General features: G+C 72.4%; 11 protein-coding genes and 1 pseudogene. 6 read left to right on the top strand and 6 right to left on the bottom strand.

What is annotated here, in order from left to right:
• Nucleotides 1-13 precede the first annotated feature (13 nt).
• Nucleotides 14-271: pseudogene (locus EDJALFJO_RS36005) on the bottom strand (VOC family protein); the annotation flags it as partial.
• Nucleotides 272-376: 105 nt separating this feature from the next.
• Here EDJALFJO_RS36005 and EDJALFJO_RS36520 point away from each other — a divergent pair.
• Nucleotides 377-1,333, top strand: a complete 957-nt coding sequence (locus tag EDJALFJO_RS36520; protein WP_088288282.1) for a cold shock domain-containing protein — start codon at nt 377-379, stop codon at nt 1,331-1,333.
• Between the two features lie 58 nt (nt 1,334-1,391).
• On the opposite strand, the gene EDJALFJO_RS21145 is transcribed toward EDJALFJO_RS36520, so the two are convergent.
• Nucleotides 1,392-2,102: a TetR family transcriptional regulator gene (locus EDJALFJO_RS21145; protein ID WP_143448685.1), complete on the bottom strand. Its 711-nt coding sequence runs from the start codon at nt 2,100-2,102 to the stop codon at nt 1,392-1,394.
• Between EDJALFJO_RS21145 and EDJALFJO_RS21150 the strand changes: the two genes are divergently transcribed.
• The gene (locus EDJALFJO_RS21150; protein ID WP_088288284.1) at nt 2,101-2,973 is read left to right on the top strand and encodes an oxidoreductase; all 873 of its coding nucleotides are present in this window, start codon (nt 2,101-2,103) and stop codon (nt 2,971-2,973) included. The genes EDJALFJO_RS21145 and EDJALFJO_RS21150 overlap by 2 nt on opposite strands.
• Nucleotides 2,970-3,473 (top strand): SgcJ/EcaC family oxidoreductase, encoded by a 504-nt coding sequence (locus EDJALFJO_RS21155; RefSeq protein WP_088288285.1) that lies wholly within the window; start codon nt 2,970-2,972, stop codon nt 3,471-3,473. Before EDJALFJO_RS21150 ends, EDJALFJO_RS21155 begins: the two co-directional genes overlap by 4 nt.
• 16 nt (nt 3,474-3,489) lie before the next feature.
• On the opposite strand, the gene EDJALFJO_RS21160 is transcribed toward EDJALFJO_RS21155, so the two are convergent.
• The 4 genes from EDJALFJO_RS21160 to EDJALFJO_RS21175 form a co-directional block, all read right to left on the bottom strand.
• Nucleotides 3,490-4,233: a hypothetical protein gene (locus tag EDJALFJO_RS21160; RefSeq protein WP_088288286.1), complete on the bottom strand. Its 744-nt coding sequence runs from the start codon at nt 4,231-4,233 to the stop codon at nt 3,490-3,492.
• Nucleotides 4,230-5,216 carry an ABC transporter ATP-binding protein gene (locus tag EDJALFJO_RS21165; protein ID WP_088288287.1) on the bottom strand — a complete coding sequence of 329 codons (987 nt, stop codon included), beginning with the start codon at nt 5,214-5,216 and terminating at the stop codon, nt 4,230-4,232. The genes EDJALFJO_RS21160 and EDJALFJO_RS21165 overlap by 4 nt, the downstream gene beginning before the upstream one ends.
• A 66-nt stretch (nt 5,217-5,282) precedes the next feature.
• The gene (locus EDJALFJO_RS21170) at nt 5,283-6,776 is read right to left on the bottom strand and encodes an alpha/beta fold hydrolase (protein WP_158220512.1); all 1,494 of its coding nucleotides are present in this window, start codon (nt 6,774-6,776) and stop codon (nt 5,283-5,285) included.
• Between the two features lie 222 nt (nt 6,777-6,998).
• On the bottom strand, nt 6,999-7,532 hold the full coding sequence (locus tag EDJALFJO_RS21175; RefSeq protein ID WP_198950514.1) for a hypothetical protein: 534 nt from the start codon (nt 7,530-7,532) through the stop codon (nt 6,999-7,001).
• Between the two features lie 226 nt (nt 7,533-7,758).
• Between EDJALFJO_RS21175 and EDJALFJO_RS21180 the strand changes: the two genes are divergently transcribed.
• The 3 genes from EDJALFJO_RS21180 to EDJALFJO_RS21190 are packed head-to-tail and all read left to right on the top strand — an operon-like array spanning nt 7,759 to nt 12,390.
• Nucleotides 7,759-9,018 (top strand): DUF6544 family protein, encoded by a 1,260-nt coding sequence (locus EDJALFJO_RS21180; RefSeq protein WP_143448686.1) that lies wholly within the window; start codon nt 7,759-7,761, stop codon nt 9,016-9,018.
• Nucleotides 9,019-9,041: 23 nt separating this feature from the next.
• Nucleotides 9,042-9,860, top strand: coding sequence for an ABC transporter ATP-binding protein (locus EDJALFJO_RS21185; RefSeq protein ID WP_088288291.1), 819 nt, complete (start codon nt 9,042-9,044; stop codon nt 9,858-9,860).
• 1 nt (nt 9,861) lies between these two features.
• The gene (locus EDJALFJO_RS21190; RefSeq protein WP_088288292.1) at nt 9,862-12,390 is read left to right on the top strand and encodes an ABC transporter permease; all 2,529 of its coding nucleotides are present in this window, start codon (nt 9,862-9,864) and stop codon (nt 12,388-12,390) included.
• Nucleotides 12,391-12,461: the final 71 nt, after the last annotated feature.

Genomic DNA, 12,461 nt, shown 5'->3' on the forward strand with positions numbered 1-12,461 from the left:
TCGGGCGTCGCAGTCATCCTGCGGACGGGCAGAACTCGTTGCCGTCCGGGTCGCCGTCCACCACGGCGAGCTCGAAGCGCTGCCGGTTCCGCACGACCTTGGGCGCCACCGGCGGCCCGCCCCACGCCACCTTCGTCCCGCCGTGCGGTGACTGGACGGCGGTCTCCTCGTCCTGGTCCCACACGAGCGGCCAGCCCAGCGCCTCGCTCCAGAAGACGCCCACCGCCCGGGTGCCGTCGCAGGCCAGCTCTCCCAGGAACCCGCAGCGGGCGGCGCCGCGCGCCCGCCCGGTAGCATCTGACGTGCCGGGCCGGAGTCTGTCGTCGTGACGACGCGAGGCCGAGGCCGCACCCGAATCCTCCACGTGGAGCCCTCAGTGCCGCATGCAGTCGTCCGCTGGTTCGACCCCGACCGGGGCTTCGGCTTCCTGGCCCCCGACGACGGCGGCGAGGACCTGTTCGTCCACGCCTCCGAGATCGTCGTCGCGGCCGGTGGCCCGAAGATCCTCCGCGAGGGCCAGGCCGTCGAGTTCGAGGCCGGTGAGGGCGACCGCGGCCCGCAGGCGCTCCGCGTCCGCGTGACCGGCGAGGCCGCCCCGGACTCCGCGGTCGGCCTCCTGGGCACGGTCGTCTGGTACGAGCCGAGCAAGGGATACGGCTTCGTCGCGCCCGACAGCGGCGAGGCGCAGATCTTCGTGCACAGCTCCGCCATCGTCACCGGCGGTGTCGTCACCGAGGGGCAGCGGGTGGCCTTCCTCGTCGGCGAGGGCGAACGCGGCCCCCAGGCCGAGCACCTGCTGCCGCTGGGCTCCGACGTCGGCCGGCCCGCCGCCGGCGACGGCGCCGACGGCACCGTCTCCTGGTACGACGAGGGCAAGGGCTTCGGGTTCGTCACCCCCGACTCCGGTGGTGACGACGTCTTCGTCCACGCCCGGGCCCTGGGCGACGGTCTGACCTGGCTCTCCGAGGGCGACCGTGTCGCCTACGAGGTCGTCCAGGGAGACCGGGGCCCGCAGGCCCGGGACGTGCACCTGGTCCAGGGCAGCGCCGGCCCGTCCGGGCCCCCACCCGCAACGCACGAACCGGCAGGCCGGCGCAGGCCGGCCGACGGGCCGGCCGGTGGCGGACCGACCCGCGGCGGGGAAGGTGTCGTCGCGCGGTTCGACGCCGATCGCGGGTTCGGCTTCATCACCCCGGACGCCGGTGGAGCCGACCTGTTCGTGCACGTCTCGGTCGTGTCGGGCGCCGCGCCCCTGCAGCAGGGCGAGCGGGTCCGCTACTCCGTGCGCCAGAGCGACCGCGGCCCGCAGGCGGACCGCGTCGAGCGCCTCTGAGCGGCACAGCAGGACGTCGTACGGATCAGCCGGCGTCCGCACCGGCCCGGCCGACGGGTCAGACGGCGCCGGCGAGGACGGTCCGCACCGCGGGGGCCAGCTCGTCGGCGATGTCCGTCCAGTCCCGCGAGATCTCCTGCGCCAGCCGGGGGTACCTGCGGGTGACGGCCTCCAGCACCCACGCCGGCGGCGGCTCCCCTTCGCCGTCCTGGCGGGCCAGGAGGGCGAAGGAGCGGGTCAGGCCGTCGAGCAGCAGGGCGACCCGCATCGGGTCGTCGACCTGCCCGCGGTCCAGCTCGCGCAGGAGCACCTCCATCCAGCCGAGGCGCTGCGGGTAGAGCGGCATCCCGGAGACCGGCGCCGTGGCGAGCCACGGGTGCGCCCGGTACCTGCCCCACAGCCCCTGCACCCACGCCAGCACCCCGTCGCGCCAGTCGTCTGCGACCACCCGGGGCGCAGGCCCGACCGCTGCGTCGACCATGAGCTGGACGAGGGTCTCCTTGGAGTCGACGTACCGGTACAGCGCCGTCGTCGTGAGTCCGAGCTCGTGCGCCAGCGCCGCCAGCGCGACAGCCGAGAGCCCGCCGCGGTCCGCGAGGGCGACAGCGGCAGCGGCGACGTCGACGATCTCGAACCGCGCCCGCGGACCGCGGCGCAGCGGGGGTACCTCGTCCCAGACCGCCCGCAGTGCCCGCTCGTCGGCGCCTTGACCGTGCATGGCGTTCACAGTACAGTCATTAATTGTGAACATCATGCACAGTAGGGTCATGGGGACCGCGCTGGTGACCGGCGCCTCCTCCGGTCTCGGCGCGCGCACGGCGCAGATGCTCGCTGCCCGGGGCTACCGGGTCGTCGGGGCCGCGCGACGCGTAGAGCTCATCGAGCGGCTGGACGGCGTGCACCCGGTGCACCTGGACCTCACCGACCCGGAGAGCATCGAGCGCGCCGTCCGGGACGCCGAGACCGCGGTCGGTCCGATCGAGCTGCTCGTCAACGACGCCGGGTACGGCGAGTTCGGCTCCGTCGAGGAGACCCCCGTCGAGCAGGCCCGACGCCAGTTCGAGGTGAACGTCTTCGGCCTCGCCGGCCTCACGCAGCGCGTGCTCGGCCCGATGCGCCGCGCCGGCCACGGGCGGATCGTCAACGTCTCCAGCCTCGCCGGCGAGTTCAGCTCGCCGATGGGTGGCTGGTACCACGCGTCGAAGTTCGCCCTCGAGGCCCTCTCGGACAGCCTCCGTGCAGAGGTCCGCCCGTTCGGGATCGCCGTGACCGTCGTCCAGCCCGGCCCTGTCCGCACCCCGTGGCACGAAGCGGCGATGACGCTGCTCGAGCAGACCTCCGGCCACGGCGCCTACGCACCGATGGCCCGCGCCGTCGCGCGCTACCACCGCGCCAACCAGGACAGGCCCATCACGAGCGACGTCGAGGACGTCGCGGCGGCCATCGTCAGGGCAGCGACGGCGCCCCGGCCACGAGCGCGCTACCGCGTCGGCCGGGGAGCCGGAACCGCGGTCGCGCTCAGCAGGCTTCCCGACCGGGCCTTCGACGCCATGATGCGCCGGCAGCTCGGGCTCGCGGCGGGCGAGCCGACGCGAGAGCACGACCCGAGGGTCTCAGCCAGGACCGAGGCACGACGATGAGCGTGGCCCGCCACGGCACCGACACCGACCTGACCGACATGACCGGTCTCTTCGAGCGCATGTGCGCCGCCTGGACCGCAGGCGACGCCGCGGCCTACGGCGCCTGCTTCACCGAGGACAGCGACTACGTCTCCTACGACGGCACGCACGCCAGGGGCCGGGCGCCGATGGTCGACAACCACGACAGGCTCTTCCGCGGCGTCCTCACCGGCTCCGCACTCGTCGGGCACATCGAGTCGATCCGGCACCTGGGACCTGACGTGGCCGTCCTCCACGCGACCGGCTCCGTCCTCATGCCCTGGCGCTCGCGCCTCCCCCGACGGCGCCTGTCCCGGCAGACGATCGTCGCGGTGCGGACGGACGACGGCTGGAAGGTCGCCGCGCTGCACAACGGCCGGGTGCGTCCGATCGGCGTCCCGGCCCCGGGCTCCCTGCCCTCGCGCGCCTCCCGGGCCATGACCCGCACCGCTCGCGCGCTGCACGTCGGGGGTCGCCCCTGACCTCCACCGCGGCACGTCAGACGTCGCGCCGCTGGACCGAGACCAGGCCGGCGACGGCAGGGACGAGGGCCCATGCGGCAACCGCGAGCAGAGCGGCCCAGATGCTGACGTCGGAGCTGACTCCCGAGAGCACGGCCAGGAGCGCCGTGGGGATCCAGGAGACGGCAGCGCCGGCCAGCTGCACCACGAGGGGCGGGGCGAGGAACACGACGAGCACCGCCGCCGTCACCGCGCCGCCGGTGTTGCGGATGACCGTTCCGAGTCCTGCGCCCAGGACCGCTCCGATCGCGCCGGCGGCCGCCGAGGCGAGCAGGAGCTGGACGACGTGCCCCGCGGAGACGAGGAACGCGTACTGGGTGGTCTCCAGGGCCACCGCGACTGCGGCGATCATCAAGGTCTGACCGATCATCCCCAGGGCCGCCCCCGCGAGCAGGACCGCGGTGAGCTGGGCCAGGACGGCGCGCGCGCGGCGGGGACTCGTGAGGAACATGGGGACGACGGTGCCGTGGCCGTACTCGCGGGCGGCGGCGATGGCGCCGAACAGGGCGGTGCCGAGCAGGGCGTTGAAGCCGAACGCGAGCAGCGACTGCTGGTCCGCGGCGGTGGCGACGAACGCCTTGCTCCCGTCGGTGTCGGTGCCGAACGCGACGATGGCCGCGTTCAGCCCGGCGATGGCGATCAGCACGCCGAGGAAGCCCCACGGCAGCCTGGTCGTCGTGAGCTTGCGGATCTCGCCGCGAAGGAGCCGAAGCGTCGTCATAGCGGGAGCACCTGCCTCTCGGCGCCCTCGACATCGACGATGCCTGCGCCCTCGGTCGTGCGGTTTCCGGCGGTGGAGTCGGTGATGGGGGCCTTGGTGGCTGTGGTGCTGGTGGCGGTCCAGTCGAGGAACAACTCCTCGAGCGAGCCGGCCTGGGGGCTCAGCTCGTGCAGGGCGATCCCGGCGGAGCATGCACGGTCGCCGATCTCGACGATGCCGAGGCCGCGGACGACGAGGTCTGTGTCGCTGCCGGGCCGGACGGTGGCGCCGGCCGCTGTCAGCAGCTGGGTGAGCCGTTCGGGGTCGGGGGTGCGGACCGAGGTGCCCGCGTGCTGCAGGGTGGCCAGGGCGCCGGTGGCGACGAGCCGGCCATGGTCGAGGACGACGACCTCGTCGGCGAGGTGCTCGACCTCGGACAGCAGATGGGTGGACACGAAGACGGTGCCGCCGGCCGCGGCGCGTTCACGGAGAAGGTCACGTAGCCAGCGGATCCCCTGCGGGTCGAGGCCGTTGCCGGGCTCGTCGAGGACCAGCACCGGCGGGTCGCCGAGGAGCGCCGCGGCCAGCCCGAGCCGTTGACGCATGCCCAGGGAGTAGCCGCCGACGTGCCGGTCCGCGGCGTGGGTCAGCCCGACCATCTCCAACGTCTGGTCGATGCGGACCGGCCGGATCCCGGCGCCGTCCGTGAGGACGCGCAAGTGGTTGCGGCCGCTGCGCCCGGGGTGGAACGCGTTCGGTTCGAGGGCGACGCCGACGGTTCGTGCGGGGTCGTCGGTGTCCCGGTAGCGGGTCCGGCCGATCGTGGCGTGGCCATGGTCGGCCTTGGCCAGGTCGAGCAGGATCTTCATCGTCGTCGACTTCCCTGCCCCGTTGGGGCCCAGGAAGCAGGTGACTCGTCCCGGCGGGACGGTGAAGGTCAGGTCGTCCAGGACCACGTCGTGGCCGTAGCGCTTGGTGAGATGGTCGATCTGGAGCGGGTACATGGTCTCGTTCCCTTCAGGGGCAGCAGGATCGAAGAGGTCCGGTAGACGGCGGACACCCCGTTCGCGTCACCCGCCCCGCGTCTGCGGCAGCACCGTCCCGGTCATCACCTCGTAGAACAGGTCAGGTTGCTGGAAGAGCGCACGGTGGCCGGAGTCCGGGAAGGTGATCAGCTGCTTGGTGGGCGCCTGGAGCAGGCGGAACCACTGCGCGGCGGGCTCGGCCCTGGCCCGGGTCTCGTGCCCGCCCTGGACGAGGTACACGGGGACGTCCAGCGAGGGGACCTGGGTGCGCAGGTCGACGCCCTGCAGCTGCGGGTACAGGACCGAGAACACGGTGAGGAACCCGGCGAGCAGGTGCACCTGCTCGATGAGGCTGTACTCGGGATGGAACAGGTTCTCCGAGAAGCCGTTCGCGCCTTCGGCCAGGCTGCTGTCGTCGTAGGGGTAGACCTCCTGCTCGTTGCCCAGGACGGCCTCGTACTTCAAGGCGTCCGCGTAGGGCGGAGGCCCGTTGCGGGTCAGCTGCTGCACGAGTGCGGTGTTGCCGGTGCGAGTGGCCCAGGCGAGGGTGTCCTGGAAGTACAGCCGGTCCGTGGCTTTCAGGTCGACCATCTGGCCGGAGCCGACGAACGCGGCGAACAGCTCCGGGTGCTGCTGCGCGGCGAGCACTCCGAGCACGGTCCCCCAGGAGTTGCCGACCAGGTAGATCTTGTCCTGGTGGAACCGCCCACGGAGGTAGTCGGTGACGGCGACCGCGTCGTCGACGGCGCCGGCCAAGGTGAGGGTCGAGATCGGGTCGAGGCTGTCGAAGGACTTCCCGGTGCCGCGCTGGTCGTAGCTGGCGACCGTGAAGGCCTTCTCCAGGGCTTCGCCGTTGCGGCGCAGACCGCCGAGGTCGCTGCCGCCCGGACCACCCGACAGGTACAGCAGCACCGGGTTCGCGGTGCTGTCACCGCGGATCATCATCCCGAGCTGGTGTCCGTTGATGTCGACCTGCCGCAGCTCTGCGACGCTGCCTGCGAGCGGCGTGCCGTCCGCACCGACGATCCGGTCGGTGGTGGCAGGGCGGGCGATCCCGGCGCCGAGGGCGGCCACGGCGATCGCGACCACGACGGTGACGGTCCGCCGGCCCCACAGGCCGGTCTTGCCCCACCTGTGCTTGTCCCGGTCGGTGGCGTCCAGTTTCCGGGCGAGCCCGGCGCCGATCACGGCACCGAGGCACATCGGGATCAGGACGAGCAGAAGGTCGAGACCGCGACCGGTGGCGAAGGCGATGAGCCCGTAGGTGCCTCCGAGGTGGATCCCGTCCACCAGGGGCCCGGTCGTGCCGATCCGCGTGAGCTCGAACAGCGCCGCGAAGCCGACGGGGGCGAGCAGGATGGCCCACCGCGACCGGCTCAGCAGCCCCGCTGCGGCGCCGACCAGCAGGCTGACCGCGATCGCTGCCAACGCCTGCGGCGTCGTGGCGGCACCTCGCGGGGTCAACCAGCCGGTGACCAGTGCGTCTGCACCGACGACGGCGAACGCAGCCGCTGTCCCGGCCCGTCGGCTGCGCCACACAGGCGCGACGCCACCGAGGTCCGGTCCGCGCGGGCCGGCGTCATGGTTGCCGGCGGTGTGAGAGCCGGCGGGGTGAGAGCCGGCGGCTTCTGGCGCCGGAATGGTGGCGCGTCGGCGGATGCTGCTCATGCTGGAGCCCTTAGAAGTGCGTGGTCATGCCTGGGTCGCTGCAGGAGCCACGCGGCGCGTCTTGGCGTGCGTCCGCTGCAGGCAGGGTCGTGGTCAGCCGGCGGTGACGGTCGACGGGTCAGGGGCGTTGACGGCGGACTGCAGCCGTTCTGCGCGTTCCTTGATGCCTCGCAGCATCTTCCGGGTCATGACCAGGCTGACCAGCGAGGTCGGCTCGACCACGAGCGCGGCCCAGCGGGCCGTGTACCCGTACCGTTCCCGGACCAGGAGCCGGGTCGAGCCGTGGCCGGCGTCGGCCAGGACGAAGGCCCAGCTGAAGGTCCACGGTGAGGGCATGGCGCCCATCAGGATCCCGCCGGTCAGGACCAGGCCCGCCCCCGGATCGGCGACCGCAACGGTCAGCGGCATCTGCGGAGCGAGCCTGATCTGGTCACCGACGCTGATGTCCTGATGACCGGGGAGCACCACGTCCGAGCTGTGGATGTCGCAGCCGAGCAGGTTCTCCACGCGGTCGTAGCTGTAGAAGCCGCCACGCCCCTGACCGAGCTGAGCCACCCACGGCCAGACCGAGGCGGAGCCGGCGTGGATGGTGAGGGCACGTGTCGACTGCAGGTCGGCACGGGCCACCAGTGCGTCCCCGGGGAGAGCACGGGCGACCTCGTCAGTCGTTGCCCCCCAGTGCATCGCGCCTCGACGAGCCATCGCGAGTGCTGCCGCGCCGAGAACGACCGTTGACAGTCCGAACAGCTTGCGTGGCCACATGAGTAGGGCCTCCCCACGTCCCACACCGTACGCGCAGCAGGGCTGCGTGCCCGGTGCCCAACGTCCGGTATGCCGGTCCTGGGTGGTGTCCGTGCGGCGTGTGTACGGTGGAGGCATTGCCCCGGTCCCCGGTGATGGACAGTCCGGCTCTGCTCGGACCGTGAGCCACCGACAAGGGCGGGATGTAGCCATGCGCACCATGCTTCGCCGGGCTTTGGTCGTGGTCACCGTGCTGCACGGCCTGATCCACCTTCTCGGTGCGGTGAAAGGCCTGGGCTGGGCGCAGGTACCGGCGCTGCAGGAGCCGATCGGCGGCGTCGCCGGGGTCGGCTGGTTCGTCGCGGCCGTCCTGATGCTCGTCACCGCGGGGCTGGTCGCGCTCCGCGCCCGCGGCTGGTGGTGGGTGGCGGCGCCGGCGGTGCTGGTCTCCCAGCTCGTGATCGTCACCTCCTGGAACGACGCGAAGGCGGGGACCCTGGCCAACCTGTTGCTTGCAGCGGCCGCCGGGTACGGCTACGCCTCGCACGGCCGCCCGAGCCTGCGCGCCCGCTTCCACCGTGAAGCGGCATCGGCCCTGGCCGGCGCCGCTCAGGAAGGGGATGCTCAGGCGGGCAACGCTTCTGGCGCGGTGGTCACGGACGCCGACCTCGAGCAGCTTCCGGGCTGCGTGGCCGGTTACCTGCGCCGTGCTGGTGTCGTCGGACAGCCCCGGGTCACCAGCTTCCGCGCCACCATCCGCGGGCGGATCCGGTCCGATCCCGCTCATGCCTGGATGCCGTTCACCGGCGAGCAGGTCAACACCTACGGCTCGGCACCGACACGTCAGTTCTTCATCGACGCCACCCGGTCCGGGCTGCCCGTCGACGTCCTGCACGTCTACTCCCGCGGGCACGCCAGCATGCAGGTACGGCTGTGCTCGCTGGCCCCTCTGGTGGACGCCCGCGGTCCTGACCTGGACCGCGCCGAGACCGTCACCGTGTTCAACGACCTCTGCGTGCTCGCGCCCGCGGCACTCATCGGCCCGGCGGTGGCCTGGCTGGCCCACGACGAACGCCACGCGCGCGCTGTCTTCACCGTTGCGGACAACGCCGTCACCGCGGACCTGGTCTTCAACGACGACCATGAGCTCGTCGACTTCGTCTCCGACGACCGGTCGACGGCCTCGACGGACGGCAGGACGTTCGTGCCGCAGCGCTGGTCGACCCCTCTCGGCGGCTACCGGGACCTCGGTGGGCGACACGTCGCCGTCGACGGCCAGGCCCACTGGCACTCCCCCGGACCCGACGCCGAGTTCAGCTACCTCGACTTCCACGTCGACCGGATCGACTACAACGTCGCAACCCTGAACTGACGACACCACCTGGAGTGGCTCTCATGGCCCGTCTCATCGACTCGCCGATCGGCACGCCCGCTCCTGCGCCCGCTCTTGCAACTGACCGGGTCACCCCTCCAGCGCCGTCAGTGATCGCTGCGGCGATCGGGCTCTCGAAGATCTACGGCACGGGAGACGCGACCGTGACCGCGCTCGACGACGTGTCCGTCGAGTTCGCCCGCGGCCGGCTGACCGCGATCATGGGCCCCTCGGGCTCGGGGAAGTCCACGCTCATGCACTGCATGGCAGCCCTGGACTCCCCGACCTCCGGTCGCGTCATCATCGACGGGGTCGACATCAGCGGCCTGAAGGACAGCGGGCTGACCACGCTGCGGCGAGACCGGCTCGGGTTCGTCTTCCAGGCGTACAACCTGGTGCCGACGCTGACAGCGCAGGAGAACATCACCCTCCCGATCGACATCGCCGGAGCCACGCTCGACCGGCCATGGTTCGACACCGTGGTGGACACCCTCGGGATCCGCGACCGGCTCTCCCACCGGCCCAGCGAGCTGTCCGGCGGCCAGCAGCAGCGCGTCGCCTGCGCACGAGCCCTGGTGAGCCGACCCGCGATCATCTTCGCGGACGAGCCCACCGGGAACCTGGACTCCCGCGCCAGCGCCGAGATCCTCGGGTTCCTGCGCCGCTCCGTCGACGAGTTCGGCCAGACCATCGTCATGGTCACGCACGACCCGTCCGCGGCCGCCTTCGCCGACCGGGTGCTGTTCCTGGCCGACGGCCGGATCGTCGACGAGCTCGACGACCCCACCGCGGACCGCGTCCTGGAACGCATGCGGGGTTTCGAGCTGGGCGGGCGGAGCTGACATGTTCCGGTTCACCCTGGCCAGTGTCCGCGGCCACCTCGTCCGGTTCCTGCTGACCGCGTTCTCCGTGATGCTCGGAGTCTCGTTCGTCGCCGGGACATTCATCCTGCGCGACAGCATCGACACCACCCTGGACGGCCTGTTCGCGTCGGCGTCCAAAGGCGTGGACGTCGTCGTCCGCGGCTCGGGCGAGACCTCGGCGATCGTGACCGGCGCCCCGCGGGGAACGGTGCCTCTGGCGCTGCAAGCCACCCTCGCGTCCGTGCCAGGCGTCGCCCGGGTCGTCCCCGACTTCCAGGGCACCGCGATCCTGGCCGGCAAGGACGGCATCGCCGTCGGCACCGGGGGCGCTCCGGCGCTCGGGTTCGCGTTCCGTACCGACGACCCGTCGTTCACCCTGGTCCACGGCCGCGGACCCACCGGCCCCGGTGAGGTCGCGGTCGAGTCGGTGACCCTGGCCAAGGCCGACCTTCACGTGGGCGACTCCACCACCGCAGTCATCGCCGGACAGGCCCACCCCGTGACGATCACCGGAGAGGTGACGTTCGGAGCCCTGTTCGGCGCGACCGCGGTCCTCGTCGACGAGGCCACGGCACGGACCGCGTTCGCCCCCGACGGGACCGTCTCCACCTTCTCGATCACCGCGGAACCAGGAGTCACGCAACAGGCCCTGCGGCAGAGCGTCGCCGCGGTCCTGCCCGCCACGGACGAAGCCGTCACCGGAGCGGCGATGACCGCCGAGAACAAGTCCTCGGTCGCGGCCGGCCTGGGCTACCTGACCACCTTCCTGCTCGCCTTCGCCGGCGTCGCCCTGTTCGTCGGATCCTTCATCATCGTCAACACCTTCTCGATGCTCGTCGCTCAGCGCACCCGCGAGCTCGCCCTGGTCCGCGCGGTCGGGGCCTCCCGCGGGCAGGTCGTGCGCAGCGTCCTGACCGAGGCCGTCGTGATCGGGGTCGTCGGCTCGGCCCTGGGGCTGGGCCTCGGCCTGGCGATCGCCGCCGGCGCCAAGTCCCTCGTCCGGGTCGCCCTGGGGACCGACATCGTCGCCGCGCTCCCGGTGCACCCGGCCACCGTGCTCTGGAGCGTGGCCGTGGGCACGATCGTCACCGTGGGGTCGGCCGTCCTCCCGGCCCGGCGCGCGTCCCGGATCTCGCCGGTCGCCGCGATGCGCGACGACGCGACACCCCCTGCCCGCAGCCTGCGCCGGCGCGGAGTCGTCGGGCTCGCCTTCCTCGCCGTGGGTGCAGTCCTGCTGACGGTGAGCGTGACCCGCGACAGCCCCTCCTGGCCGGGTGCCGCGGTGGCCGCGGTCCTCGCCGTCGTCGGGATGCTCGTCGCCGCCCCACTGGCCGCGCGGCCGGTGGTCACCGCGGTCACCTGGCCCTTCGTCGCGCTGACCGGGGTCATCGGCCGGCTCGCACGGCAGAGCGCCCTGCGCGTCCCCCGCCGTACGGCCGCGACCGCGAGCGCCCTCATGATCGGCCTCGCGCTGGTCACCGGCGTCTCGGTGATCGCCCAGAGCGTCAAGGCCAGCGTCGCCGACGTCCTCGCCCGGGAACTGACGTCCGACTTCGTCCTGCGCGGAGCAAGCTCGGCCGGCATCCCGGCGAGCATCGGACCGGCGGCAGCCGGCCTGCCCCAGGTGCAGTCGGTCACCCGGACCAGCGTCGTCGGCGTCACTGTCGACGACGTCGCAGCGAGTGCGGTGGTGACGAGCGCGGCCGGTCTCGCAGACAACATCGTGATCACCATGAGGTCCGGTCCCCTGACGGCGCTGGCCGGCGACACCGTGCTGGTCAACCAGACCACCGCCACAGCCCACGGGTGGACCGTCGGCAGTGTCGTCACCGCGGCGGTAGGCACCCTGACCGCCCACCGGCTCACCATCGGCGGCGTCTTCCAGGACAGCCAGGCGCTCGGCACCGAGTTCGTCGTCGACCGGTCCCTGTACGACCAGGCCGTCCCGGTCAGCGCCCGTTCGGACCGGGGCGTCTACGTCCGCGCGGCGCCCGGCGCCGACCTGGGTCTGCTGCGGAGCCAGCTCGTCACGCTGGCCAAGCCGTTCTTGATCGTGTCCGTCGAGGACGGCCAGGAGTACAGCGATTCCACCGCCGCATCCGTCGACACGCTGCTCAACCTGCTCTACGTGCTGCTCCTGTTCAGCGTCATCGTCGCCGTCCTCGGCATCATCAACACCCTCGCGCTGTCCATCGTCGAACGCACCCGGGAGATCGGGCTGCTGCGCGCCGTCGGACTGCGACGGCGGCAGCTGTCCGGAGTCATCACCGTGGAGGCGATCGCCACGGCCCTGTTCGGGGCCGTCCTGGGCTGCCTGCTCGGGCTGGGGCTCGGGATCGCCATGCAACGAGGTCTGCGCTCCCAGGGCCTGGACCAGCTCGCGATCCCCTGGACGACGATCGTCACCGTGCTCGTCGCATCAGTCGTCGTGGGCGTCCTCGCCGCAGCCCTCCCCTCGGCCCGGGCGGTCCGCCTCGACATCCTGCGTGCCATCTCCACCGAGGCCTGAGCGGCTCACCCACCGGGACGTCGGCCGCGGGTCTTTCCTCGGACGCCCTCGGACGGCAGGGTGGCCCCTGA

The sequence above is a fragment of the Kineosporia sp. A_224 genome, from assembly GCF_002198655.1.
Lineage (GTDB): Bacteria > Actinomycetota > Actinomycetes > Actinomycetales > Kineosporiaceae > R-H-3.